The sequence below is a fragment of the Curtobacterium pusillum genome (genome assembly GCF_013359865.1).
GTDB classification, from domain to species: Bacteria; Actinomycetota; Actinomycetes; order Actinomycetales; family Microbacteriaceae; genus Curtobacterium; species Curtobacterium pusillum.
On record NZ_JABMCE010000070.1, the window covers coordinates 57719 to 81939 of the forward strand.

25 protein-coding genes are annotated in these 24221 nt (G+C 70.8%); 21 read left to right on the plus strand and 4 right to left on the minus strand.

What is annotated here, in order from left to right; genetic code table 11:
* Positions 1 to 7: 7 nt before the first annotated feature.
* Positions 8 to 484, minus strand: coding sequence for a GNAT family N-acetyltransferase (locus tag HP507_RS07575; RefSeq protein WP_175351179.1), 477 nt, complete (start codon positions 482 to 484; stop codon positions 8 to 10).
* A 23-nt stretch (positions 485 to 507) separates the two neighbouring features.
* Here HP507_RS07575 and HP507_RS07580 point away from each other — a divergent pair, with 23 nt between their 5' ends.
* Together HP507_RS07580 and HP507_RS07585 are read left to right on the plus strand one after the other, a co-directional pair.
* Positions 508 to 1254 (plus strand): 4-hydroxy-tetrahydrodipicolinate reductase, encoded by a 747-nt coding sequence (locus HP507_RS07580; protein ID WP_254700991.1) that lies wholly within the window; start codon positions 508 to 510, stop codon positions 1252 to 1254.
* 6 nt (positions 1255 to 1260) lie between these two features.
* Positions 1261 to 1719, plus strand: a complete 459-nt coding sequence (locus HP507_RS07585) for a tetratricopeptide repeat protein (protein ID WP_376984572.1) — start codon at positions 1261 to 1263, stop codon at positions 1717 to 1719.
* A 54-nt stretch (positions 1720 to 1773) separates the two neighbouring features.
* On the opposite strand, the gene HP507_RS07590 is transcribed toward HP507_RS07585, so the two are convergent.
* Positions 1774 to 2715 (minus strand): TIGR01777 family oxidoreductase, encoded by a 942-nt coding sequence (locus tag HP507_RS07590; protein ID WP_254700992.1) that lies wholly within the window; start codon positions 2713 to 2715, stop codon positions 1774 to 1776.
* Positions 2716 to 2735: 20 nt separating this feature from the next.
* Here HP507_RS07590 and HP507_RS07595 point away from each other — a divergent pair, with 20 nt between their 5' ends.
* From HP507_RS07595 to dapF, 17 genes are all read left to right on the plus strand, one after another.
* Positions 2736 to 3566, plus strand: coding sequence for a thymidylate synthase (locus HP507_RS07595; protein WP_271207142.1), 831 nt, complete (start codon positions 2736 to 2738; stop codon positions 3564 to 3566).
* Between the two features lie 44 nt (positions 3567 to 3610).
* A complete protein-coding gene (locus HP507_RS07600; RefSeq protein WP_254700993.1) occupies positions 3611 to 4081 on the plus strand; it encodes a dihydrofolate reductase in 471 nt (156 codons plus the stop codon).
* Between the two features lie 105 nt (positions 4082 to 4186).
* Positions 4187 to 5164 carry a 4-hydroxy-tetrahydrodipicolinate synthase gene (gene dapA, locus HP507_RS07605; RefSeq protein WP_175351182.1) on the plus strand — a complete coding sequence of 326 codons (978 nt, stop codon included), beginning with the start codon at positions 4187 to 4189 and terminating at the stop codon, positions 5162 to 5164.
* 50 nt (positions 5165 to 5214) lie between these two features.
* A complete protein-coding gene (locus HP507_RS07610) occupies positions 5215 to 6891 on the plus strand; it encodes a ribonuclease J (protein WP_175351183.1) in 1677 nt (558 codons plus the stop codon).
* 120 nt (positions 6892 to 7011) lie between these two features.
* Positions 7012 to 8034, plus strand: coding sequence for an efflux RND transporter periplasmic adaptor subunit (locus tag HP507_RS07615; protein ID WP_175351184.1), 1023 nt, complete (start codon positions 7012 to 7014; stop codon positions 8032 to 8034).
* Positions 8031 to 8753, plus strand: a complete 723-nt coding sequence (locus HP507_RS07620) for an ABC transporter ATP-binding protein (protein WP_175351185.1) — start codon at positions 8031 to 8033, stop codon at positions 8751 to 8753. The genes HP507_RS07615 and HP507_RS07620 overlap by 4 nt, the downstream gene beginning before the upstream one ends.
* Positions 8750 to 9994: an ABC transporter permease gene (locus HP507_RS07625; RefSeq protein WP_175351186.1), complete on the plus strand. Its 1245-nt coding sequence runs from the start codon at positions 8750 to 8752 to the stop codon at positions 9992 to 9994. The genes HP507_RS07620 and HP507_RS07625 overlap by 4 nt, the downstream gene beginning before the upstream one ends.
* 49 nt (positions 9995 to 10043) lie before the next feature.
* Positions 10044 to 12947, plus strand: coding sequence for an FtsK/SpoIIIE family DNA translocase (locus HP507_RS07630; protein ID WP_175351187.1), 2904 nt, complete (start codon positions 10044 to 10046; stop codon positions 12945 to 12947).
* A gap of 5 nt (positions 12948 to 12952) precedes the next feature.
* Positions 12953 to 13597 carry a CDP-diacylglycerol--glycerol-3-phosphate 3-phosphatidyltransferase gene (pgsA, locus tag HP507_RS07635; protein ID WP_217508583.1) on the plus strand — a complete coding sequence of 215 codons (645 nt, stop codon included), beginning with the start codon at positions 12953 to 12955 and terminating at the stop codon, positions 13595 to 13597.
* Entirely contained in the window at positions 13570 to 14121 is a 552-nt protein-coding gene (locus HP507_RS07640; protein WP_175351189.1) for a CinA family protein, read from the plus strand. The genes pgsA and HP507_RS07640 overlap by 28 nt, the downstream gene beginning before the upstream one ends.
* A 154-nt stretch (positions 14122 to 14275) precedes the next feature.
* Entirely contained in the window at positions 14276 to 14584 is a 309-nt protein-coding gene (locus HP507_RS07645; protein WP_058742950.1) for a helix-turn-helix domain-containing protein, read from the plus strand.
* A gap of 85 nt (positions 14585 to 14669) precedes the next feature.
* The gene (locus HP507_RS07650; protein WP_175351190.1) at positions 14670 to 14894 is read left to right on the plus strand and encodes a DUF3046 domain-containing protein; all 225 of its coding nucleotides are present in this window, start codon (positions 14670 to 14672) and stop codon (positions 14892 to 14894) included.
* A gap of 269 nt (positions 14895 to 15163) precedes the next feature.
* On the plus strand, positions 15164 to 16231 hold the full coding sequence (gene recA, locus HP507_RS07655) for a recombinase RecA (protein ID WP_175351191.1): 1068 nt from the start codon (positions 15164 to 15166) through the stop codon (positions 16229 to 16231).
* Positions 16228 to 17085, plus strand: a complete 858-nt coding sequence (locus HP507_RS18360; protein WP_175351192.1) for a regulatory protein RecX — start codon at positions 16228 to 16230, stop codon at positions 17083 to 17085. The genes recA and HP507_RS18360 overlap by 4 nt, the downstream gene beginning before the upstream one ends.
* A 28-nt stretch (positions 17086 to 17113) precedes the next feature.
* A complete protein-coding gene (gene miaB / locus HP507_RS07665; RefSeq protein WP_175351193.1) occupies positions 17114 to 18607 on the plus strand; it encodes a tRNA (N6-isopentenyl adenosine(37)-C2)-methylthiotransferase MiaB in 1494 nt (497 codons plus the stop codon).
* Positions 18608 to 18671: 64 nt separating this feature from the next.
* Positions 18672 to 19610 (plus strand): tRNA (adenosine(37)-N6)-dimethylallyltransferase MiaA, encoded by a 939-nt coding sequence (miaA, locus tag HP507_RS07670; protein WP_175351235.1) that lies wholly within the window; start codon positions 18672 to 18674, stop codon positions 19608 to 19610.
* The gene (gene dapF, locus HP507_RS07675) at positions 19607 to 20497 is read left to right on the plus strand and encodes a diaminopimelate epimerase (protein WP_175351194.1); all 891 of its coding nucleotides are present in this window, start codon (positions 19607 to 19609) and stop codon (positions 20495 to 20497) included. The genes miaA and dapF overlap by 4 nt, the downstream gene beginning before the upstream one ends.
* A gap of 89 nt (positions 20498 to 20586) precedes the next feature.
* On the opposite strand, the gene HP507_RS07680 is transcribed toward dapF, so the two are convergent.
* Positions 20587 to 21201 carry a class I SAM-dependent methyltransferase gene (locus tag HP507_RS07680; protein WP_175351195.1) on the minus strand — a complete coding sequence of 205 codons (615 nt, stop codon included), beginning with the start codon at positions 21199 to 21201 and terminating at the stop codon, positions 20587 to 20589.
* Positions 21202 to 21262: 61 nt separating this feature from the next.
* Here HP507_RS07680 and hflX point away from each other — a divergent pair, with 61 nt between their 5' ends.
* Positions 21263 to 22801 (plus strand): GTPase HflX, encoded by a 1539-nt coding sequence (hflX, locus tag HP507_RS07685; protein WP_175351196.1) that lies wholly within the window; start codon positions 21263 to 21265, stop codon positions 22799 to 22801.
* Between the two features lie 143 nt (positions 22802 to 22944).
* On the opposite strand, the gene lexA is transcribed toward hflX, so the two are convergent.
* Entirely contained in the window at positions 22945 to 23589 is a 645-nt protein-coding gene (gene lexA / locus HP507_RS07690; protein WP_175351197.1) for a transcriptional repressor LexA, read from the minus strand.
* A gap of 237 nt (positions 23590 to 23826) precedes the next feature.
* On the opposite strand from lexA, the gene HP507_RS07695 reads away from it, so the two are divergent.
* Positions 23827 to 24195: a LysM peptidoglycan-binding domain-containing protein gene (locus HP507_RS07695; RefSeq protein WP_175351198.1), complete on the plus strand. Its 369-nt coding sequence runs from the start codon at positions 23827 to 23829 to the stop codon at positions 24193 to 24195.
* Positions 24196 to 24221: the final 26 nt, after the last annotated feature.

A 24221-nucleotide genomic window follows, 5' to 3' on the forward strand; every position in this document is an offset into this window, starting at 1 on the left:
GATCACCTCAGCCCACCGACTTGCGGTACCAGGCGGTCGCGTTCGGGTTGTCGTTGAACGGTTCGACCCGGTCGTACCCGCGGCCGCGGTACATCGACCCCGCGGCGACGAGGGAGTCGTTGGTGTCGAGCACGATCGCCGTCGCCCCGAGCTCCGCGGCCCCGGCCTCGAGCGCGTCCATCAGGGCGGTGGCGACGCCGCGCCCGCGACGGTCTGCGGTGACGAAGACGTGCTTCACCTCGAACCGGACGTCGACGCCGTCGTCCGGGATCCGCCGCAGCCCGCCGCACCCCACCGGATGCCCACCGTCGTACGCCACGACGAAGGTGCCGTTCGGCGGCGTGAACTCGGCGGCCGGGGTGCGCTTCCGCGAGTAGGAGCCCTGCGCGGCGGGGAACGTCGCCTCGCGCTCGTCGAGGTAGGCGTCGAGCAGGTCGTCGACCTCGGGGATGTCTGCCGGTACGGTCCTGACCTCGAGCGTCATGCGTCGATCCTAGGATGGTGGGCATGGTCACTCCCGTCGCCGTCGTCGGCGCCACCGGTCGTCTCGGGGGCCTCGTGGCCTCCGTCGTCGAGGAACTCCCGGAGTTCGAGCTCGTCGCGAGCCTGTCGTCCAAGGACGGCGCCCACGAGGCCGGCCCGTCGGTCTTCGGGGGAGCGGCGGTCGTGGTGGACGTGACCGTCCCGGCGCTGAGCCCGGCGATCGTGGACAACGCCCTCGCGAGCGGTGCGAACGTGCTCGTCGGGACCTCCGGCTGGTCGGGGGACCGCCTGGCGAAGCTCCGCGCCGGGCTCGAGGCGCGTCCGGAGCAGGGCGTGTTCGTGGTCCCGAACTTCTCGATCGGATCCGTCCTCGGCACGCACCTGGCCACGATCGCGGCGCCCTGGTTCCCTTCGGTCGAGATCGTGGAGACGCACCACGCCGGCAAGATCGACTCCCCGTCGGGCACCGCCGTCCGCACCGCCGAGCTCATCGCCGAGGCACGTCGCGACGTCGGCCCGGTCGAGGCACCGCACGTCGACCAGCGTGCCCGCGGCCAGCAGGTCGCGAGCGTCCCGATCCACTCGCTCCGCCTGCCCGGCGTGAAGGCGGTGCAGGACGTCCTGCTGAGCGGCCCCGGCGAGACCCTGACGATCCGCCACGACACGAACGACGACGTCGCCTACGTGGCCGGCGTCCGCGCGGCGCTGTCCGCCGTGGGGTCGATGCGCGGCCTGACGGTCGGGCTCGGCAGCGTCCTCGGCATCGGCTGATCCGTCGTGCGCCTCACCCGCTCCCTCCGCTCGCCGTTCTGGGGCGCCAGCCTCATGGCGGTCCTGCTCGCGCTGTACATCGTCCTGGTCGGGCAGCGCGCGGTGGCGTTCATCGCGACGGGCATCCCGATCGGCATCGGCATCGGCGTCGCGCTGTTCGTCGTCGCCGCGATCGGGGCGCTGCTGCTCGTGCTCGAGTTCCGGTTCGGCGTCCGCATCACCCGGCTCGGCGCGCGGCTCGAAGGCGAGGGCGGGGCACCGGCGGACGTCGTCCCGGTGCGGCCCTCGGGGCGTCCGACGCGCGAGGCCGCGGACGAGCTGTTCCCCACGTACAAGGCGGCCGTCGAGACCGACCCGTCGGACTGGCGCGGCTGGTACCGACTCGGCGTCGTGTACGACGCCGCCGGTGACCGCAAGCGGGCGCGTGCCGCGATGCGCGAAGCGCTCACCAGGGCACGCGTCTGACGGACCGGAGGCGGAGCGGGCCCGTGACGCGCCTCCCGTCCGGACAGGGCCGGGTCAGAAGACCGCGTCGACCGCGTCCTCGGCGCGCGCGTACCGGAAGACGTACCCGGACTCCAGGAGCTTCGTCGGAACCATCTGCTGACTCGACAGCAGCATCTCGTCGGCCGCCTGCCGCAGGAGCAGGCGGAGCGCGAACTCCGGGATGCGGAACAGGTACGGCCGGTGCAGGTCCTCGGCGACGCGCCTGGTGATGCGGTCGGAGGTGGCGGGCTCGGGACCGGCGAGGTTCACCGGACCGGTGACACCCGCAGCGTCGGTGCTCGTGGCCAGGTGCACGATCGCGCCGACCTCGTCGTCGAGCGCGATCCACGGCCAGTGCTGGCCGCCGGTCCCGAGCCGTCCGCCGAGTCCTGCCCTCGTCAGCGCGACGAGGGGAGCGAGCGCACCTCCGCCCTGACCCACGACGATGCCGGTGCGGAGCGTGACGACGCGGACGCCGTCGGGGGCGGCGTCCGCAACGGCCTCCCACGCGGTGCACACCTCTGCGAGGAACCCGGTCCCCGCGGCGGCGTCGTCGTGCAGGACGTCGGCGGGCCGGTCACCGTAGACGCCGGACGCCGAACCGGACAGGAACAGCGGGGGTGGTACGGCGGCGTGGCGCATCGCCTCCACGAGGGTCTCGGCGGCGGTCACGCGCGACCGGAGGATCTCCTGCTCGTACGTCTCGGTCCACGGGAGCCTGCCGATGTTCGCGCCCGCGAGGTTGACCACCACGTCGGCGCCGTCGACGATCGCCGGGTCGAGGTGCCGGGTGCCGGGGGACCAGCGGAACTCGGTCGCGGTGCGGGGTTCACGGCGGACCAGGGTGGTCACGTGGTGACCGGCCTCGCGCAGCTCGCGGACGAGGGGTGTGCCGATGAAGCCGGACGCGCCGGCCACCAGGATCGAGAGCGGCGGTTCCGCCATGTGCGCCTCCTTGCCCGCAACGCTACTCATGCCGACGTAGTCTTCTGTGTGTGACCGACAGCGAGATCGTGCAGCCCGACCCCACCGTCGCGACCCCCTACGAGGACCTGCTGCGTCGCGTCCTCGTCGAGGGAGCGCCCAAGGGCGACCGCACCGGCACCGGGACGCGCAGCCTGTTCGGCGCGCAGCTCCGCTACGACCTGTCGAAGGGCTTCCCGCTCGTGTCGACCAAGCGCGTGCACTTCAAGTCCGTCGCGTACGAGCTGCTCTGGTTCCTCCGCGGCGACGGCAACGCCCGGTGGTTGCAGGAGCACGGTGTCCGCATCTGGAACGAGTGGGCGGACGAGAACGGCGACCTCGGTCCGGTCTACGGCGTGCAGTGGCGCTCGTGGCCGACGCCGTCGGGGGAGCACATCGACCAGATCGCCCAGGTCATCGAGCAGATCAGGACGAACCCGGACTCGCGCCGGCTCATCGTCTCGGCGTGGAACGTCGCCGACGTGCCGGACATGGCGCTCGCCCCGTGTCACGCCTTCTTCCAGTTCTCCGTCGTCGACGGGAAGCTCTCGTGCCAGCTCTACCAGCGCAGCGCGGACATGTTCCTCGGCGTCCCGTTCAACATCGCCTCCTACGCGCTGCTCACCCACATGATCGCGGCGCAGACCGGGCTCGGCGTCGGTGACTTCGTGTGGACCGGCGGCGACTGCCACATCTACGACAACCACGTCGAGCAGGTCGAGGAGCAGCTGTCCCGCACGGCCTACCCGCTCCCGACGCTCGAGCTCGCCCCGCGCGACTCGATCGACGACTACGAGTACGAGGACTTCACGGTCGTCGGCTACCACCACCACCCGGCGATCACGGCCGCGGTCGCGGTCTGATGGGTTCCGCCGCCGATTGGTCCGAGCCCGTCCGGGGCGTCGGCATGGTCTGGGCTCGGTCGGTGAACGGCGTGATCGGTGCCGACGGCGGGATGCCGTGGCACGTGCCCGAGGACCTCACCCACTTCCGGCTCGTCACCGGTGACGCCACCGTCGTGATGGGGCGCCGCACCTGGGACTCGCTGCCCGAGCGCTTCCGACCGCTGCCCGGCCGCCGCAACGTCGTGCTGACCCGCGACGAGGAGTGGGCTGCCGACGGCGCCGAGGTGGTGCACGACCTCGCCACGGCACTCGACACCGACGAACCCGTGTGGGTCATCGGCGGTGGGCAGGTGTACGCCGCGGCGATGCCCTTCGCCGACCGCGTCTCCGAGACGGTGATCGACGTCGACGTGCCGGGCGACACCGTCGCACCGTCCTTCGACGACGCGTGGGTCCTCGTCGACGAGGGGCCGTGGCAGGAGACCCGCAACGAGGGCACCCGCTACCGCTTCCTGGAGTGGCGACGGGCGTGACGGGGGCGAGCCGCGCCTCCAGGCCGCATAATGCCGGGTACCGACGGACGGCCACCGTGCACGCGGACGGCCGAACCGCGGCGCATCCCCGGTACGCTGGTGCCCGTGTCCCCGCGTGAGAATCCCTTCGGTCAGGTCCTCGTCGCCCTCGTGACCCCGTTCACGGCTGACGGCGAGGTCGACTGGCCCGGTGTCGAGCAGCACATCGACGACTGCATCACCGCCGGTGCCGACGGCATCGTCGTGACCGGCACGACCGGTGAGACGTCCACCCTCACCGACCCCGAGAAGCTCCGTCTGGTCGAGGTCGGCAAGTCCGTCGCCGCGGGCCGCGCGAAGATCATCACCGGCGGCGGCTCGAACGAGACCGCGCACGCGATCCACCTCTACAAGCAGAGCGAGAAGGCCGGCGCCGACGGTGTGATGATCGTCACCCCGTACTACAACAAGCCGACCCAGGCGGGCGTGCTCACCCACTTCCGGATGATCGCCGACGCCACCGACCTGCCGGTCATCCTGTACGACATCCCCGGTCGCACGGGCATCCCGATCACGTACGAGACGATCGTGCGCGCCTCGCACCACCCCAACATCCTCGCCGTGAAGGACGCCAAGGGCGACTTCGCCGAGGTGTCCCGGGTGCTCAACAACACCGATCTCATGTACTTCTCCGGCGACGACACGAACGTGCTGCCGCACCTGGCGATCGGTGCCACCGGCCTCATCGGTGTGACCGCGAACATCACGTCGACGCCGTACCGCACCATCGTCGACGCCGTGAACCGCGGCGACCTCGCGACCGCGACCGCCGAGCACAAGCGCGTCGAACCGCTCGTCCGCGCCGTGATGACGCACGTGCCCGGTACGGTCGCGGCGAAGTACGTCCTGCACGGGCTCGGCCGGATCGGCAGCCCGCGCGTCCGTCTGCCGCTCGTCGGTCCCGAGGACTCCGAGGCGTACGCCATCGAGACCTCGCTCGAAGCCGTCCGGGACATCCCCGGCGCCGACTTCTCCAACTTCCGCCCCGACCGCAACGCAGCGGCCGGTGGCGCTCTGCCGAAGGTGCCAGGCACCACCCGCTAGTCGAACACCGCGGCGCGCAGGACGCGCGTCGCCCGAATCCGTAGGACCGAATGCCCACACAGATCTCCGAACCGCAGCCGCTCGAAGCCGGCACCCTCCGCGTCATCCCCGTCGGGGGACTCGGTGAGATCGGTCGCAACATGACCGTCTACGAGTACGAGGGCAAGCTGCTCATCGTCGACGCCGGTGTGCTCTTCCCCGAGGAGCACCAGCCCGGGGTCGACCTGATCCTGCCGGACTTCGCGCCGATCCGGGACCGCCTCGACGACGTCCTCGGCGTCGTGCTCACGCACGGTCACGAGGACCACATCGGTGCCGTCCCGTACCTCCTCAAGCTCCGCGACGACATCCCGCTGATCGGCTCCACGCTGACGCTGGCCCTCGTCGAGGCGAAGCTCAAGGAGCACCGGATCAAGCCGTACACGCTCGTCGTGGCCGAGGACCAGACCGAGCAGATCGGCCCGTTCCACCTCGAGTTCGTGGCCGTCAACCACTCCATCCCGGACGCACTCGCCGTCTCGATCACGACCCCCGCCGGTCGGGTCCTGCACACGGGCGACTTCAAGATGGACCAGCTCCCGCTCGACGACCGCATCACGGACCTCCGTGCGTTCGCCCGCCTCGGCGAGCAGGGCGTCGACCTGTTCCTGCCGGACTCGACGAACGCGGACGTGCCGGGCTTCACCGCGCCCGAGCGGGACATCGGACCCGTCCTCGAGAACATCATCACGCGCGCCCGCAAGAAGGTCGTCGTGGCGAGCTTCTCGTCGCACGTGCACCGCGTGCAGCAGGTCCTCGACGCCGCCGCGGCCGCGAACCGCAAGGTCGCGTTCATGGGTCGCTCGATGATCCGGAACATGAACATCGCCGCCGAGCTCGGCTACCTCCGGGTACCGGACGACGTCCTGATCGACACGAAGAAGGCGAAGAACGTCCCCGACGACCAGATCGTCTACATGTCGACCGGGTCGCAGGGCGAGCCGATGGCCGTCCTGGCGCGCATGGCGAACCTCGAGCACCAGATCGAGATCGGCGAGGGCGACACCGTCATCCTCGCGTCCTCGCTCATCCCGGGCAACGAGAACGCGGTCTACCGGGTCATCGACGGACTGACGAAGCTCGGCGCGAAGGTCGTGCACAAGGGCAACGCGAAGGTGCACGTCTCCGGCCACGCGTCCGCCGGCGAACTCCTCTACTGCTACAACATCCTGCGGCCGCGGAACGTGCTGCCGGTCCACGGCGAGCACCGTCACCTCTACGCGAGCGCCGACCTGGCGATCCAGACGGGTGTGCCGCCGCGCAACGTGATCCTCGGGCAGGACGGCATCGTCGTCGACCTCAAGGACGGCGTCGCGACGGTCGCCGGGCAGCTCGACATCGGGTACGTGTACGTCGACGGTTCCACCGTCGGCGAGATCACCGACGCCGACCTCAAGGACCGTCGGGTCCTCGCGGAAGAGGGCTTCATCTCGATCTTCTGCGCGGTCGACTTCACCACGGGCCAGTGCGTCGTCGGTCCGGAGATCCAGTCGCGTGGCTTCGCCGAGGACGAGTCGGTCTTCGACGAGGTCCGCCCGCAGATCGCGAAGGCCCTCGCCGAAGCCGCCGCGAACGGCACGCGGGACGGTCACGCCTTCCAGCAGGTCGTGCGCCGGACCGTGGGGCGCTGGGTCAACACCAAGCACCGCCGCCGGCCGATGATCGTCCCGGTGGTCATCGAGGCGTAGCGCTGACGCGCACCCCTTCCTGGAGGCACGGCGCGCGTTCCCGAGGGACGCGCGCCGTGCCTCCGGTCGCGTCCGGGCACCTTGGTCATGTGCTGCCATTTCAGACGCTAGTATTCCGGTGTGACCGTCCTGCGTCGCTGGGTGTGGCCCGGCCTGAAGTTCCTCCTGTTCGCCGCCATCGCGGTGTCCCTCGTCCGCCTCGCGTTCTTCGCGGCCCAGTCCGAGGGTGAGGATGCGGCCCCGACCGGCGCGATCGAGGACCCGACCGTCACGGTGACCACGGGCGACATCGTGAACGACGTCGAGGCGACGGGCACGATCCGGTCGGTCGCGTCCACGGCCGTCCGGACCCCGGTCGAGGGGACCGTCAACAAGGTGTTCGTCGCGAACGGCGAACACGTGGAGCAGGGCGCGCCGGTCATCGACGTCCGTGTGGAGACACCGTCCACGGACACGACCGACCAGGGCGAACCGCTGCCGTCGACCGTGACCTTCTCGACCGTCGTCGCCCCCGCCTCCGGCACGGTCTCCGGGCTCGACCTCGTCACGAAGCAGCCCGTCGCGATTGCCGACACCGTCGCCCGCATCGCGCCCGAGGCCTACCGCGCGACCGCGACCCTCGACGCCGCGCAGCTGTACCGACTGACCGCACGGCCGTCTCAGGCGACCGTCACGGTGAAGGACGGCCCGGCGCCGTTCACCTGCACGCACCTTTCGCTGACGAGCGCGGCGCCGTCGGACGGCGCCGCGTCGGACGAGTCCGGCGACGGGTCGGGCGGTTCGGGCTCCACCGGTGGAACGCAGCTCGAGTGCGACGTGCCGGGCGGGGTCACCGTGTTCCCCGGACTCGAGGTCACGGTCGCGGTCCCGGCCGGCAAGGCGGAGGGCGTCCTCACGCTCCCGACCACTGCTGTGCACGGCACCGCGCAGAAGGGCGTCGTGACGGTGGTCGACGACGCCGGCGAGCGCATCGAGAAGGACATCGTGCTCGGGCTGAACGACGGCGAGAGCGTCGAGGTGAAGAGCGGGCTCGCCGAGGGTGACACCGTCCTGCAGTTCGTGCCGGGCAAGGAACAGGCGCCGGACGACGAGTTCGCCGACGACGGTTCCGTGGTGGACGACGGCTCCGTGGTGATCGGATGAGCCTCGTCCGCGTGCGTGGTCTGCTGAAGTCGGTCGAGCTGCCGGACGGATCCATGCTGGAGATCCTGCGCGGCATCGACCTCGACGTCGAAGCGGCCAGCCGTGTCACGATCGTCGGCCGGTCGGGGTCCGGCAAGTCCACCCTGCTCAACGTGCTCGGCCTGCTCGACACCCCGACCGAGGGCGTGCACGAGTTCGACGGCGTCGAGGTCGGCCGCGGCGGTTCCCTGCGCCGCGACCGGATGCGCGGCGAGTCCGTGGGGTTCGTGTTCCAGCAGTTCAACCTGCTCCAGGGGCGCACCGCGCTCGAGAACGTCGAGGTACCGCTGCTCTACGCGACGGGGCGGGCGTTCTGGGCCCGGCGACGGCTCGCACTGGAGATGCTCGATCGTGTCGGTCTCGCGGACCGTGCCGACACGCAGCCGCACCGTCTCTCCGGCGGCGAGCAGCAGCGCGTGGCGATCGCCCGTGCGCTCGTCCGGTCTCCCCGACTGATCCTCGCCGACGAACCGACGGGGGCGCTCGACGTCGACACGGGCCGCGTCGTGATGGAACTCCTCGAGACCGTCGCCGCCGACACCGGGGCGGCTCTCGTGACGATCACCCACGACGCCGCGGTCGCCGCGCGCGCGGACGTCGTGCACCGGATCGACCACGGTCTGATCGTGGATGCGGCCGACACCGTCGGCGCCGCAGCGGATCCGGTGGTGAGCGCGTGAACCGCGTGGTGACGACGGTCGTCGGGACGCTCGTCGAGTCGTGGCAAGAGCTGCGCGTGCACCGCGGCCGCGTCGTCCTGAGCCTCGTCGGGGTCACCATCGCGGTGGCGTCCCTCGCGGTCGTCGTCGGCTTCGGCTCCCTCGCTGAGCGCGTGACGGCGGCGTTCAACGAGCAGTACGGCGGTCGCCCCGCGACGTACAGCATCACCGGTACGTCGACCTCGGGCGACGGGACCGGCGCGGCGGCCCCGGCCACGGCGGACGCGGTCGACCGGGAACTCCGCGCCGCAGCCGAACGCTACGACGTGCGGTACGCCACCGAGGCCACCTACACGTCGCGGCGCATCCAGTTCCCGGACGGCGTCGCCGAGGTCCAGGGCATGACCGTCGACCCGCCGTGGGCCGAGATGCACCGCCTGCGGATGGCGTCGGGGAAGTGGTTCGCCGAGTCCGACCGCGATCGGCTCGCGCCCGCGATCGTGGTGAACCAGGCCTTCCTCGACCGGCTCGGCGGTGCGGATGTCGTCACCCACCCGACGGTCCGCCTGCCCGGGGCCCCCGGTGTGACGGCGGTCGTCGTCGGCTCGTACGTGTCCGCGGAGTGGGACACGGACCCGATGTTCTACCAGCTGTCGAACTCGGTCGCGACGTCGAGCGTCGCCCCGGGCTCGGACGACGGGAACCAGCGCACCTTCGAGGTCTGGATCCCGGAGAGCGGTGCGAAGGCGCTCGCGAACCGGATCGCGAGCGACGCCGAGCGTGCGGTCGGCGGCGACGTGTCGGTCGACGCCAGCCGGATGGACGCCGCCGGCTCGGTGGAAGGCGACCCGCTCGGCGCGATGCGGTACGTCATCGCCGGCGTCGCAGTCCTCGTCCTCGTGCTCGGCGGGCTGGGGCTGCTGAACGTGTCCCTCGTGAGCGTTCGGCAGCGCATCCGTGAGATCGGGATCCGGCGCGGAGTCGGGGCGTCGGCCGGACGGATCTTCGTCGCGGTGCTGCTCGAGAACGTACTCGGCACGCTGGTCGCCGGCGCGGTCGGGGTGATGCTCGGTGCGGCGGTGCTCGGGAACGCGACGGTCCGCGGCCTCGTCACGAGCGGTGTCGAGGTCGGCGGCGCACCGTTCCCGCTCGAGGCGGCGCTCGTCGGCGTGGGGTCCGCGGTGTTCGTCGGGGCGCTCGCCGGGTTCCTGCCCGCGATCCTCGCGGTGCGGGTGAAGGTGATCGATGCGATCCGGTACTGACCGGTGGGCCTTCCTCGGATTGTCCTGAGTGGGGATTAGGGTTCTGCCCATGGCCGGAGGCACCAAGTCGACCACGCGCTCGCGCGCGTCCTCGTCGTCCCGTGGGAGCGGGACGCGCGGGACGTCGCGCACCCAGGCCACGACGAAGAAGCTGCCGCAGGCCGCACCGACGCCGGTGTTCCGTGAGCAGAACCCCCTCGTGACCGCCTGGCTCGCCATGGCGCACGGGCTCGGCGCGATGTTCCGGCTGCTCGGCAAGGAGACCCTCGAGAAGGACCAGCGGCGCGACGGGTTCCCGTTCCTGCTGTTCGTCCTCGCGATCGCCGGCGCGGTCGTCGAGTGGCTCAACCCGACGAACTCCGTCTCGGTGGCGCTCGACGCGTACACGTTCGGCGGGCTGTTCGGCCGTCTGGCCTTCGCGCTGCCCGTGATCATGGTCGTCTTCGCCGGGTGGCTCTTCCGGCACCCGGCATCGGTGCACGACAACACCCGGATCGGGATCGGCCTCGGGCTCCTGCTCGTGTCGATCTCGTCGCTCTGCCACGTCTTCGGCGGTCAGCCCAGCGCGGCCGACGGCATGCCCGCGCTGGCGGCCGCCGGCGGTGTCATCGGCTGGGTCGTCATCGGGTGGCTCGTGACGATCGCCACTGCGTGGGTCGCCGTGCCGGTCGCGATCGTGCTGCTCGTCCTGTCGCTCTTCATCATCACGAAGACCCCGCCGAACAAGCTCGGGCGTCGGCTCCACGAGCTGTACGCCTACCTGTTCGGTGCGCCGGCCCCCGCGGCCGAGGCGGACGAGGCGGTTGCCGAGGCGCCTGCGGCCCGCGCGAAGCCGAAGAAGCGCGGCACGAAGGGCGACACCGACTTCCAGCTGTTCGACGACCTCGGTTTCGACGACCAGAAGGCCGAGGCCGACGGCGACGGCGAGGGCGGCACGATCCCGTGGTGGCGTCGGAACAAGTCCGGTCGAGAGGAAGACCCGGCCTACGACAGCCCGGTCATCAGCGGAGCGACCTCGAACCTCCCCCCGGCACCGTCCGCGAGCCCGAACGCGGGCGCGGCCGCCGGCCTGATCGACCACACTCCCGCCGAGCCCGCTTCGGTCAACCTCAACGACTCCGTCGAGCACGACCTCGAGGTGGCGGAGCAGGCGCTCCGCGACTTCGGCACCACCGTGCCGGAGCGCCCCGCCGAGCCCGACGTGGTCCGGCCGGACGCGACCGTGTCCCCGGTGGTCTCCCCGTCCCTCCCGGCAGACGACCCCGTGCCGGACGCCGCCGCGTCGGACGACGGTCTCCCGCCGGTGGCCGGCGCCGACGAGGACCCGTCGGCGCCGTACCGCCTGCCGGCCGCCACCACGCTGAGCTCGGGATCGCCGTCGGTGGCGCGCAGCCAGGCGAACGACGACATCGTCGCCGCGATCACCGGTGTCCTCACCGAGTTCAAGGTCGACGCGAAGGTGACCGGGTTCTCGCGCGGGCCGACGGTCACCCGCTACGAGATCGAGCTCGGCCCGGGCGTGAAGGTCGAGCGCGTCACCGCGTTGTCGAAGAACCTGTCGTACGCCGTGGCCTCGAACGAGGTCCGCATCCTCTCGCCGATCCCCGGCAAGAGCGCGATCGGCGTCGAGATCCCGAACACCGACCGCGAGACCGTCTCCCTCGGCGACGTGCTCCGCTCGAACGCCGCCCGCAAGTCGAAGCACCCGATGACCATCGGCGTCGGCAAGGACGTCGAGGGCGGGTTCGTCGTCGCGAACCTGGCGAAGATGCCGCACCTGCTCGTCGCCGGCTCCACCGGTTCCGGCAAGTCGGTGTTCATCAACTCGATGATCACGTCGCTGCTCATGCGCGCGAAGCCGTCCGAGGTGCGCATGGTCCTCGTGGACCCGAAGCGCGTGGAACTCTCCATCTACGCGGGCGTCCCGCACCTCATCACGCCCATCATCACGAACCCGAAGAAGGCGGCCGAGGCGCTGCAGTGGGTCGTGAAGGAGATGGACATGCGGTACGACGACCTTGCCTCGTTCGGGTTCCGCCACGTCGACGACTTCAACAAGGCGATCGAGAACAACGAGATCGTGTTGCCCGCGGGCAGCGAGCGGAAGCTCAAGCCGTACCCGTACCTGCTCGTCGTCGTCGACGAGCTCGCGGACCTCATGCTCGTCGCCCCCCGTGACGTCGAGGAGTCGATCGTCCGCATCACCCAGCTCGCGCGTGCGGCGGGCATCCACCTCGTGCTCGCGACGCAGCGGCCGTCGGTCGACGTCATCACCGGTCTCATCAAGGCGAACGTCCCGTCGCGGATCGCGTTCGCCGTCACCAGCGTCACCGACTCGCGGGTCATCCTCGACCAGCCGGGGGCCGACAAGCTGATCGGGCAGGGCGACGCGCTCTTCCTGCCGATGGGCTCCTCGAAGTCCCTCCGCGTGCAGGGCGCCTGGGTGCAGGAGAGCGAGGTGGCGGAGGTCGTCCAGCACGTCACCCGCCAGGCCCGCCCCGAGTACCGCCAGGACGTCCAGGCCGTGGTCGAGCGCAAGGAGATCGACGCCGACATCGGCGACGACCTCGAACTGCTGCTCGCGGCCGTCGAGCAGGTCGTGTCGACGCAGTTCGGGTCCACCTCGATGCTCCAGCGCAAGCTCCGCGTCGGCTTCGCCAAGGCCGGTCGCCTCATGGACCTCATGGAGTCTCGCGACATCGTGGGACCGTCGGAGGGGTCGAAGGCCCGCGACGTGCTCGTCACGGCGGACCAACTCCCGGCCGTGCTGGCGAAGCTGCGCGGCGAGGAGCCGCCGTCGGCCGCGGCCCCGGCCGTCCCGACCCCTCCGCCGTCCGACGACGGCGACGGTGACCGCTACGGCGTCGACCCGGTGGGCGACATGACCCGCGGGTACGATGAGGTGCACGACGAGCCCGATGAGGACGCGTGGGGACTGACGGGCAGGGAGTGAGTGCGATGACCGCCTCGGACAGCACGGACACCACGCACGGCGCACGCTTCCCGTGGCGCGGCCGTCTCCTCCGCAAGGGCCCCGGCCCGGCGTCGACGGGCAACGTCGCGAACATCATCACGGTCGTGCGCATCCTGATGGCACCGCTGTTCTTCGTGCTGCTGCTCGCGGACGCCGGCCACGACGGTCCGCTGCGCATCTGGGCGGCGGTGGTGTTCGTCGTGGCGATCGTCACGGACAGTGCGGACGGCATCATCGCCCGTCGGCAGAACCTCGTCACCGACTTCGGCAAGCTCGTCGACCCGATCGCCGACAAGGTGCTCATCGGGGGTGCGCTCGTCGCCCTCTCGATCCTTGCCGAACTGCCGTGGTACGTGACGGTGCTCATCATGGTGCGGGAGATCGGCATCACGGTGTTCCGGTTCGCGGTGCTCTCGGACCGGGTGATCCCGGCCAGCCGCGGCGGCAAGATCAAGACCGTGCTGCAGGCCGTGGCCCTGACCGCGGCGCTGTTCCCGTGGTGGAACCTCGTCGGCGACTGGGCGCACTGGGTCAACGGCATCCTCATGACGGCGGCGTTCCTGGCAACTCTCCTGAGCGGCATCGACTACCTCTGGCAGGCATGGAAGCACAACCGGGCCACAGCGTGACGGACGACGAACTGCCGACGCGGGCCGCGCCTCCCGTCCCGGTCGCACCGGGACTGATCGCGGAACTGACCGCGCGTGGTCAGACCGTCGCCGTCGCGGAATCGCTCACCGGTGGCCTCGTCGTCGCGACGCTCGTCGACGTGCCGGGGGCGAGCGCCGTGGTCCGTGGGGGAGTCGTGGCGTACGCGACGCCGATCAAGCACGAGCTGCTGGGGGTGTCCCCTGCGCTGCTCGAGGCGAACGGCGCCGTCGACCCGGAGGTCGCACGGCAGATGGCGGCGGGTGCGCGGACGGCGTTCAGCATCGACGGCGAGCCCGCCACGTGGGGGATCAGTACGACCGGCGTGGCCGGACCCGATCCCCAGGACGGCAAGGCGGTCGGGACGGTCTTCGTGGGGCTCGCCGACGCCGACGGGGCGACCGCGTACGAGCTGCACATCGACGGAGACCGTGACGCAATCCGGCACGCGACCGTCTCCGAACTCCTGGCACGGATGTCGTCCACGGTCCGGGCACGGGAATAGGTCCCGTTTCCGCTGGGTTACATCTCACGCAATCTCCAGCAGTAGAGCAGTCGGCGTGGCTAGCATGCTGCAACCGGCAACGCTAGTGTTGCTGAACCCGAACTCGGCCAACCAGACCGAGCGGGCGCGGAGACGACAGAGAGGAGGAGTTCTCATGGTTCTCGTTCGTCAGGAAATCGGCGACGTTCTGCGGGACTTCCGCTTGCAGAAGGGCCGGACCCTCCGTCAGGTCGCGTCCAAGGCCAGCGTGGCTCTCGGGTACCTCAGCGAGGTCGAGCGCGGGCAGAAGGAAGCCAGCTCGGAGATCCTCGCGTCCGTCGCGGACGCGCTGGACACCCCCATCTCGACCATCATGCGTGAGGTCGGCGACCGCCTCGCAGTGGTCGAAGGACTCACCCCGGTCCCCGACACGCTCCCCGACGACCTCGTCGCCGAGTTCGACAACGACCTCGCGGTGCGCTGACGCCACCGCTCTCCGGACGCCCTCGCTGGTTCGCCAGCGGGGGCGTTCGTCGTACCGGGCGGGGCGGCGTGGCTACGCTGGAACGATGCGCGTGAGTGAGTTCTGGCGAGCCGTCGACCAGGTGTTCGGTGAGGCGTACGGTGCCGTCGTCAGTCGCGACGTCGTGCTCGAGGAACTCGGTGGCCGATCGGCGGCGGACGCCCTCGACGCGGGGATCGATGCTCGACGGGTGTGGGAGGCGCTGTGCGACTCGCAGGACGTGCCGCAGGAGAAGCGGCACGGCAAGGGGCTGGCCGAGCCTCGGGACTGAACCGGCCGGACACCGTCGTCCGAAACTCTGTTCGGCGTGTTGCTCGAACGCGTGTTCGATCGGTGGTAGCTTCCTCCACAGCGGAGCTGTTCGAGGAACTCGTCCACAGATCGCGCGGTCGCAGGCAGTGATGTCGGTGGCCCGCCCTAGGTTCGAAGTCATCGGGAACAGCCCGATGCCTTGTCGCAGAAGGACCGGCCCTGCACCACCGGCCGGGGTGGACGCGACAGCCTACAGGCGGCCGACACCGAGCACGAAGGAAGCACCCCATGCCATCACCCCAGGACCGCGAGAAGGCCCTCGAGACCGCTCTCGCACAGATCGACCGGCAGTTCGGCAAGGGCACGGTCATGCGCCTCGGCTCGGACGAGCGCGCCCCCGTCGCCACCATCCCGACCGGTTCGGTCGCGCTCGACGTCGCGCTCGGCATCGGTGGTCTCCCGCGCGGTCGCATCATCGAGATCTACGGCCCCGAGTCGTCGGGTAAGACGACGCTGACGCTGCACGCGATCGCCAACGCCCAGCGCGCCGGCGGCATCGCGGCGTTCATCGACGCCGAGCACGCGCTGGACCCCGAGTACGCCAAGAAGCTCGGTGTCGACATCGACGCGCTGCTCGTGTCCCAGCCGGACACCGGTGAACAGGCGCTCGAGATCGCGGACATGCTCGTCCGTTCGGGGTCCATCGACCTCGTCGTCGTCGACTCCGTGGCCGCGCTCGTGCCCCGTGCCGAGATCGAAGGCGAGATGGGTGACTCCCACGTCGGTCTCCAGGCACGACTCATGTCGCAGGCGCTCCGCAAGCTCGCCGGTGGCCTCAACCAGACGCAGACCACGATGATCTTCATCAACCAGCTGCGCGAGAAGATCGGCGTGTTCTTCGGCAGCCCGGAGACCACCGCCGGCGGTAAGGCGCTGAAGTTCTACGCGTCAGTCCGCCTCGACATCCGACGCATCGAGACGCTCAAGAGCGGTACCGACGCCGTCGGCAACCGGACCCGTGTCAAGGTCGTCAAGAACAAGATGGCGCCGCCCTTCAAGCAGGCCGAGTTCGACATCCTGTACGGCACGGGCATCTCGCGAGAAGGCTCGCTGCTCGACTTCGGCGTGGACCACGGCATCGTCAAGAAGTCGGGCGCCTGGTACACGTACGACGGCGACCAGCTCGGGCAGGGCAAGGAGAACTCGCGTTCGTTCCTGATCCAGAACCCGGAGATCGCGGCCGAGATCGAGGGCAAGATCCTCGCCAAGCTCGGTGTCGGGGGTGCGCAGGTCGAGTCGGCCGAAGCGCCGGTCGATTCCATCGCGCCGAAGATCGCGGAGCGCAAGGGCGCGTGACGACCGAGCACGGCGACGAGGACCTCGCACCGGTCACCGACCTGTTCGGTGCGCGGTCCCGTCGCCGCTCCGGCGCGGATGCCGGGCCCGTCCACGCCGACGCCGACGCCGATGCACCGGTCCCGCTGCCCGTCCAGGGCGCGCGGGCAGAGGCCGAGTGGCAGGGCACGCGTGCGCAGGCCGAGTGGCTGTCGCCCGTCGTCGGCGACGGCAGTGGCCGGAGTGCTCGGGCCGAACAGGACGGCTACGACGAAGACGGCACGGCGGATGCCTCGACAGCGTCCGTGTTCGCCATCGACGGTGGCGCCGAGATCGACCCGGCCGACGCGCCGCGACCGGTCGACGAGCAGCGCGCCGACGCCGAGCGGCTCAGCATGCGCGCGCTCGGTCGCAAGGGTGTGAGTGAGTCCGAACTGCGGACGATGCTGACGAGGAACGACCTCGACCCGGACGTCGTCGAGTACGAGATCGAGCGACTCACCCGTGTGGGGCTCATCGACGATGTCGCGCTCGCGACCGACCTCGTGGACCGGCTGCACGACCGGAAGGGCCTCGGCCGCCAGGGCGTGGTCGCCGAACTCCGGCGTCGCGGCATCGACCAGGTCGCGATCGACGCCGCTCTCGACGCGGCCGCCGACGACGAGGACGACGAGTTCATCCGCGCGATCGAACTCGCGCAGAAGCGTGCGGGACAGCTCCGCGGGCTCGACCGGGCGACGGCCGAGCGGCGGCTCTCGGGGTTCCTGATGCGCAAGGGCTACAACGGCGGCGTCGTCCGGATCGCGGTCGAGCGGGCCCTCGACGGCGGCGGACGGTCACCCGGCGGTCCGCGCGGATCCGTGCGCTTCGAGTAGCGGTCGACGGTTTTACACTGGGACGACCATGGCCACCGTCGAAGCGCGCCCCCGCACCTACGAAGTCCGCACCTACGGGTGCCAGATGAACGTGCACGACTCCGAACGGCTGAGTGGCTCGCTCCAGGCCGCCGGGTACGTCGCCGCCGATGGCGACCAGGCGGACGTCGTCGTCATCAACACCTGTGCCGTGCGCGAGAACGCGGACAACCGGCTGTACGGCAACCTGGGCCAGCTCGCGGGCATCAAGCGCGAGCACCTCGGCATGCAGATCGCCGTGGGTGGGTGCCTCGCGCAGAAGGACAAGAACGTCATCCTCGAGAAGGCACCGTGGGTCGACGTGGTGTTCGGGACGCACAACATGGGTTCGCTGCCGACCCTGCTCGAGCGGGCACGGCACAACGACGAGGCGCAGATCGAGATCCTCGAAGCCCTCGACGTCTTCCCGTCGACGCTCCCGACGAAGCGCGACTCGACCCACAGCGGATGGGTGTCGATCTCCGTCGGCTGCAACAACACGTGCACGTTCTGCATCGTCCCGTCGCTCCGCGGCAAGGAGAAGGACCGTCGCCCCGGTGACGTCCTCGCCGAGATCCAGGCACTGGTCGACGACGGTGCGATCGAGGTCACGCTGCTCGGTCAGAACGTGAACTCCTACGGTGTCGAGTTCGGCGACCGGCAGGCGTTCGGCAAGCTGCTGCGCGCTGCCGGCCAGATCGAGGGCCTCGAGCGCGTGCGGTTCACCAGCCCGCACCCGGCAGCGTTCACCGACGACGTCATCGACGCGATGGCGGAGACCCCGAACGTGATGCCGCAGCTGCACATGCCGCTGCAGTCCGGTTCGGACCGGATCCTCAAGGCCATGCGCCGCAGCTACCGGAGCGAACGGTTCCTCGGCATCCTCGATCGGGTGCGGGCGAAGATCCCGCACGCGGCGATCTCCACCGACATCATCGTCGGGTTCCCGGGCGAGACGGACGAGGACTTCGAGGACACGCTTCGCGTGGTCGAGCGGTCCCGGTTCGCCTCGGCGTTCACGTTCCAGTACTCGATCCGACCGGGCACGCCGGCGGCGACGATGGCCGACCAGCTCCCGAAGCACGTCGTGCAGGAGCGCTACGAACGCCTCACGGCGCTGCAGGAGCGCATCACGGCCGAGGAGAACGCAAAGCAGGTCGGGCGCAGCGTCGACGTGCTCGTCGCCACCGGCGAAGGCAAGAAGGACGACGAGACCCGGCGGCTGTCCGGTCGCGCGGAGGACTCCCGACTCGTGCACTTCGCCGTGCCGGAGGGGTCCGAGGTCCCGCGCCCCGGTGACGTCGTGACGGTCGAGGTGACGCGGAGCGCTCCGCACTTCCTCATCGCCGACAACGAGGGACCCCTGCGGATCCGCCGGACCCGTGCGGGCGACGCCTGGGACCGCGCGCAGGCCGAGAGCTGCGGCGTCCCGACCCCGGCAGCGCCCGGCGACGGTCCGCGACCGGTGTCGCTCGGTCTGCCCACGCTCCGTGTCGGCCGCTGACCCGGCGGGGCGCGGCGACGGGCACGAGCAGGCGTCCGACGGGCACCGCGATGCCCCGGCGACCCTGCCCGACGAGCGCCTCGACGCCGATCTGATCGCCGTCGTCGGAGCGACCGGCACGGGCAAGTCCGACCTCGGCATCGCGATCGCCGAGCGTCTCCGTGCCTCGGGTCGTGACGCGGAGGTCGTCAACGCCGATGCGATGCAGCTCTACCGCGGCATGGACATCGGGACGGCGAAGCTCACGGTCGAGGATCGGCGCGGCATCCGGCACCACCAGCTCGACGTCCTCGACGTCACGGACGAAGCCAGCGTCGCCGCCTACCAGCGGGACGCCCGCGCCGACATCGAGGCCGTCCACCAGCGGGGCGGCGTCGCCGTGCTCGTCGGCGGAAGTGGCCTGTACGTGTCCGCCGTCCTGTTCGACCTCGCGTTCCCCGGCACCGATCCCGAGCTGCGCGCACGACTCGAACGCGAGCACGAGGAACTGGGCCCGGGCATCCTGCTCGAGCGACTCCGGGCGCTCGATCCCGCGGCCGCGGCCACGATCGACGCACGCAACCCCAGGCGGTTGATCCGGGCACTCGAGATCGCGAGCCGATCCGAGGTCGTGACCCCGAGCCTCCCGTCCGCGCCGCGCGCATGGCGACCCGCGCGGATCCTGCACCTGCACCGGGAACGCGCGCAGCTCGTCGCCGGCCTGCACGCGCGGGCGGCGCGGATGTTCGGCGCCGGCCTCGTGGACGAGGTCCGCGGGCTCCGCGAGCACGGGCTCGAACAGGGCAGGACCGCTCGCGCGGCGATCGGGTACTCGCAGGCGCTCGAGGTCCTCCGCGGTGACGCCACGGTCGAGCAGGCGGTGGAGGCCACCGCGATCGCGACGCGCAAGTACGCGCGCCGGCAGGTGTCCTGGTTCCGGCGGTACGCCGACGCCGAGGTCCTCGACGTGACCGGCGCCGACCGGGCCGCGCTCACGGAAGCGGCCCGTAGGATCGTCCCGTGACCGAGCTGCACTTCACCAAGGGCCAGGGGACCGGCAACGACTTCGTCCTGTTCGCCGACCCCGACGCCACGGTCGACCTGACCCCCGAGCGGATCCGCGCGATCGCCGACCGGCGCTTCGGTGTGGGCGGCGACGGCGTCATCCGCGCCGTCCGGTCCGAAGCACTGCCGGAAGGGCGGGCGCTCGTGGCCGAGGACCCGGCAGCGACCTGGTTCATGGACTACCACAACGCCGACGGCACCGTCGCCGAGATGTGCGGCAACGGCATCCGCGTCTTCGCCCGGTACCTCACCGAGTCCGGTCTCGTCGACCTCGCCCCCGGGGGGACCCTCACCGTCGGCAGCCGCAAGGGTCTCGTCGACATCCAGCGCACGACGAACGGCTTCTCGGCCGACCTCGGTCGGTGGGGCCTCGGCATCGAGGGCGGCGGTTCCGACGACGTGCTCGTCCGCGCGAAGAACCTCGACAACGCCCGCCCCGGTCTCGGCATCGACGTCGGCAACCCGCACGTGGTCGTCGCCGTCGCGACCGAGGACGAACTCGCCGACGTCGACCTGACGTACGTCCCCGTCCTCGACCCCGTGCCGGCGGACGGCGCGAACGTCGAGTTCGTCCTGCCCGGCGACCCGCTCGTCCAGGACGGTGTCGGGCAGATCACGATGCGCGTGCACGAGCGGGGCAGCGGCGAGACGCTGTCGTGCGGCACCGGTGCCGTCGCGGCCGCGCTGGCCACGCGGTACTGGGCCGGCAACGGCGCGCCCGACACCTGGCGCGTGCGGGTGCCCGGCGGGGTCGTCACGGTTCGGATGTTCGCGGCGGAGGACGGCGAGCACGTCGCGCTCTCCGGTCCGGCGGAACTCGTCTTCTCGGGTGACCTGACGGTCTGACCCGACCACGTTCACCGGACTGGAGGCGCGGATCGCCGCGCCGACGTCGGTCACGTGGGCAGCGCCTCCCGTCCGGCGCCGCTGCCTCGCTACTCCGCGGCGCGATGGACCCGCAGGACGCGGAAGCCCTTGTCGGTCGAGGCACGTGCCACGTGGAAGCCCGGATCGAGGGCGTCCCGCAGCCAGCGCTGCAGCGAGTCACCGCCCAGGTCCTTCGACACGACCAGCCATGCGTCGCCGCCGAGCTCGAGCCGGGGGAGCCACGTGAGCAGGATCTGGTGCAACTCGTCCTTGCCGACGCGGATCGGCGGGTTCGACCAGATGGTCCGGAACCGCAGGCCCGTGGGGACGTCGTCCGGCAGCGCGATCGTGACGTTGCCGGCTCCCGCGGCCGCCGCGTTCGCCCGGGCCAGGCCGAGGACCCGCTCGTTGACATCAACGCCCCACACCTGCGCATCGGGGGACTCGAGCGCCATGGTGATCGCGATCGGACCCCAGCCGCAGCCGACGTCGAGCAGTGCGCCGTCGCGCGCGGGCGGCGGAACGGAACCGAGCAGGACGCGCGTGCCACGGTCGATGCCGTCCGGGCTGAACACCCCTGCGGCCGTCGTCAACGTGAGGGGCCGGCCGGCCAGTGTCACGTGGACCTGGCGCTCGCGGGTCTCCGACGACGGGCTCGCAGAGAAGTAGTGGTCGTTCGCCATGGATGAACCGTACCGGGAACCCCGTGTGTCCCGGGCGCGGCAGCGGTACCCTGTGGACAGCATGACGGACTCCCACGAGAACGACCGACCAACGATCGACGACAGCGCTGCCGGTGTCGTCGAACGGGTCCTGCGCAACGCGGACTCGAAAGCACCCTCATCGATCTTCGCGCCGGCGCAGGCGATCCAGACACGATCGGTCGACGACCGCGAATGGACGGGTGACGGCGACCAGTACGACCGCGAGGACCGTGCGGCCCTCCGCCGCGTCGCCGGCCTCTCGACCGAGCTCGAGGACGTCACCGAGGTCGAGTACCGGCAGCTCCGGCTCGAGCAGGTCGTCCTCATCGGCGTGTACCCGCACGGCGACGCCGCCGACGCCGAGAACTCGCTCCGCGAACTCGCCGCACTCGCCGAGACCGCGGGGGCCGTGGTGCTCGACGGGCTGTTGCAGCGCCGACCGAACCCCGACCCGTCGACGTACCTCGGCAAGGGCAAGGCCGAGGAACTCGCGATGATCGTCAAGGCCACCGGGGCCGACACGGTGATCGCGGACACGGAACTCGCGCCGTCCCAGCGTCGTGCGCTCGAGGACGTGGTGAAGGTCAAGGTGATCGACCGCACCGCCGTCATCCTCGACATCTTCAGCCAGCACGCGAAGAGCCGGGAGGGCAAGGCGCAGGTCGAGCTCGCACAGCTCGAGTACCTCCTCCCGCGACTCCGCGGTTGGGGTGAGTCGATGTCCCGACAGGCCGGTGGTCAGGTCTCCGGCGGTGCGGGCATGGGCTCGCGTGGTCCCGGTGAGACCAAGATCGAACTCGATCGACGTCGCATCCACACCCGGATGTCGAAGCTCCGCCGGCAGATCGCCTCGTTCCGTCCCGCGCGTGAGGCGAAGCGCGCCGAGCGCAACCGCAACGAGGTTCCGAGCGTCGCGATCGCCGGGTACACCAACGCCGGCAAGTCATCGCTGCTCAACCGGCTGACGAGCGCGGGCGTGCTCGTGCAGAACCAGCTGTTCGCCACGCTGGACTCGACCGTGCGCCGGACGAGCTCCGCCAAGGGGCGCGAGTACACCTTCGCGGACACCGTGGGCTTCGTCCGGAACCTGCCGCACCAGCTCGTCGAGGCGTTCCGGTCCACGCTCGAGGAGGTGGGCGAGGCGGACGTCATCGTGCACGTCGTCGACGGCTCACACCCGGACCCCGCCGCCCAGCTGGCGACCGTCCGGGACGTCATCGGAGACGTGGGAGCCAGGGACATCCCCGAGGTCGTCGCGTTCAACAAGTCCGACCTCATCGACGAGTCGCAGCGGCTCGTGCTGGTGGGCCTCGTCCCCGACGCCGTGTTCGTCTCGGCGCGCACGGGCGAGGGCATCCGGGACCTGCTCGAGGCGATCGAGGCCCGGCTCCCCGAACCCGACGTGTCGCTCACCGTCGTGATCCCGTACGACCGCGGAGACCTCGTGTCGTCGCTGCACGACGCGGGAGCGGTGGAGGCCGTCGACTACGTCGAGGACGGCACCCGCCTGCAGGTGCGGGTCTTCCAGCGCCAGGTCGCCGAGCTCGACCCGTTCGTGGTCGCGCCCGTCGCGTCCTGAGGGAGCGCTGAGCGGCAGCAGCGTCGGCCTGGAGGCGCGGCGCGGGTCCGCCCCGCCGGCTCGCGGCCGCGTGGGGCGGGGCGTCGTCGGCTGACCCCGCTCGCCCCGCGTCGTGCCGTGCGGCTCCGCTGACGGACGCCGGGTCAGACCGAGCGGAGGACCGCCACGACCTTGCCGAGCACGGTCGCCGCGTCGCCGAGGATCGGCTCGAACGCCGTGTTGCGCGGCAGCAGCCACGTGTGGCCGTCGCGCTGCCGGAAGACCTTGACGGTCGCTTCCTCGTCGAGCATGGCGGCGACGATGTCCCCGTTCTCAGCCGTCTGCTGTGACCGGACGACAACCCAGTCCCCGTCGCAGATCGCGGCGTCGATCATCGACTCGCCGACGACCTTGAGCATGAAGAGGTCGCCCGTGCCGACGAGCTGACGGGGGAGCGGCACGATCTCGTCGACGTGCTGCTCGGCGGTGATCGGGACACCGGCGGCGATGCGCCCGACGAGCGGCACGAGGGTGGTGGCGTCGACGTCCGGCCCCTCGACGTCGGGGGTCGGCTCGTCCACGAGGACCTCGAGCGCACGCGGGCGGTTCGGGTCGCGGCGGATCCAGCCGCCGAGCTCGAGCTGCCCGAGCTGGTGGGAGACGCTCGACAGCGAGGAGAGGCCCGCGGCGTCACCGATCTCGCGCATGCTCGGCGGGTACCCCCGGCTGGCGATCGACGCACGGATCGCGTCGAGGATCGCCTGCTGCTTCGCCGTCAACGGCTTCTGGCCCCGCAGTTCGTCCGCCACGTCGTCTCGCCCTTCGTCGGTGCCGAGGCCGTGCCCACGGGAATGTCGGTGGTCCCCGCTTGACTCGTCCCAGTCGATCGAAACAGTATCCGACCGATCGTGACCGGACAAACACCTGTTCGAGCGTGTCGGCAGAAATCCCCCCGGAAATCTCCGCACAGGACTTGTGCGGCCTCGCATTCGAAACTATGTTCGGTACAGGACTTCGGTTCATCCGAACGGGAAGGCAAGAACGACATGAGCACCATCGCCATCGCTGACCTCCAGCGCACTGCGTCGCCCGCCGTGCGTACGCGCCTGCGTCTCACGCGTCGCGGTCGGATCGTCCTCACGACGCTCGCCGCGATCCCACTGCTCCTGGGCGTCGCCCTCGCCGTGCTGAACGGCGGGCAGGCGTCCGCCGGCAACACCCAGGCGAACGTCCACTTCGACACCGTCACCATCCAGCCGGGCGAGACGCTCTGGCAGCTGGCGGAGGAGACCGCGCCGAACGCCGACCCGCGCGACTTCGTGCAGGACGTCATCAGCCTCAACGCCCTCGACGGTTCCGGGCTGCAGGCCGGCGAGCAGATCGCGATCCCCGCGAAGTACGCCTCGACGAAGTAGCGGACCTGAGCACCGTCCGGACGGCC

Excerpts from the sequence above, each read along its gene's own strand:
- HP507_RS07600 (WP_254700993.1), top strand. The coding sequence starts at position 3,611 with ATGGTCTGGGCTCGGTCGGTGAACGGCGTGATCGGTGCCGACGGCGGG.
- pgsA (WP_217508583.1), top strand. The coding sequence starts at position 12,953 with ATGACCGCCTCGGACAGCACGGACACCACGCACGGCGCACGCTTCCCG.
- HP507_RS07580 (WP_254700991.1), top strand. The coding sequence starts at position 508 with ATGGTCACTCCCGTCGCCGTCGTCGGCGCCACCGGTCGTCTCGGGGGC.
- HP507_RS07575 (WP_175351179.1), bottom strand. The coding sequence starts at position 484 with ATGACGCTCGAGGTCAGGACCGTACCGGCAGACATCCCCGAGGTCGAC.
- HP507_RS07645 (WP_058742950.1), top strand. The coding sequence starts at position 14,276 with ATGGTTCTCGTTCGTCAGGAAATCGGCGACGTTCTGCGGGACTTCCGC.
- HP507_RS07650 (WP_175351190.1), top strand. The coding sequence starts at position 14,670 with ATGCGCGTGAGTGAGTTCTGGCGAGCCGTCGACCAGGTGTTCGGTGAG.
- HP507_RS07590 (WP_254700992.1), bottom strand. The coding sequence starts at position 2,715 with ATGAGTAGCGTTGCGGGCAAGGAGGCGCACATGGCGGAACCGCCGCTC.
- HP507_RS07695 (WP_175351198.1), top strand. The coding sequence starts at position 23,827 with ATGAGCACCATCGCCATCGCTGACCTCCAGCGCACTGCGTCGCCCGCC.
- hflX (WP_175351196.1), top strand. The coding sequence starts at position 21,263 with ATGACGGACTCCCACGAGAACGACCGACCAACGATCGACGACAGCGCT.
- recA (WP_175351191.1), top strand. The coding sequence starts at position 15,164 with ATGCCATCACCCCAGGACCGCGAGAAGGCCCTCGAGACCGCTCTCGCA.
- miaB (WP_175351193.1), top strand. The coding sequence starts at position 17,114 with ATGGCCACCGTCGAAGCGCGCCCCCGCACCTACGAAGTCCGCACCTAC.
- HP507_RS07620 (WP_175351185.1), top strand. The coding sequence starts at position 8,031 with ATGAGCCTCGTCCGCGTGCGTGGTCTGCTGAAGTCGGTCGAGCTGCCG.
- HP507_RS07630 (WP_175351187.1), top strand. The coding sequence starts at position 10,044 with ATGGCCGGAGGCACCAAGTCGACCACGCGCTCGCGCGCGTCCTCGTCG.
- HP507_RS07610 (WP_175351183.1), top strand. The coding sequence starts at position 5,215 with ATGCCCACACAGATCTCCGAACCGCAGCCGCTCGAAGCCGGCACCCTC.
- HP507_RS07680 (WP_175351195.1), bottom strand. The coding sequence starts at position 21,201 with ATGGCGAACGACCACTACTTCTCTGCGAGCCCGTCGTCGGAGACCCGC.
- HP507_RS07640 (WP_175351189.1), top strand. The coding sequence starts at position 13,570 with ATGGAAGCACAACCGGGCCACAGCGTGACGGACGACGAACTGCCGACG.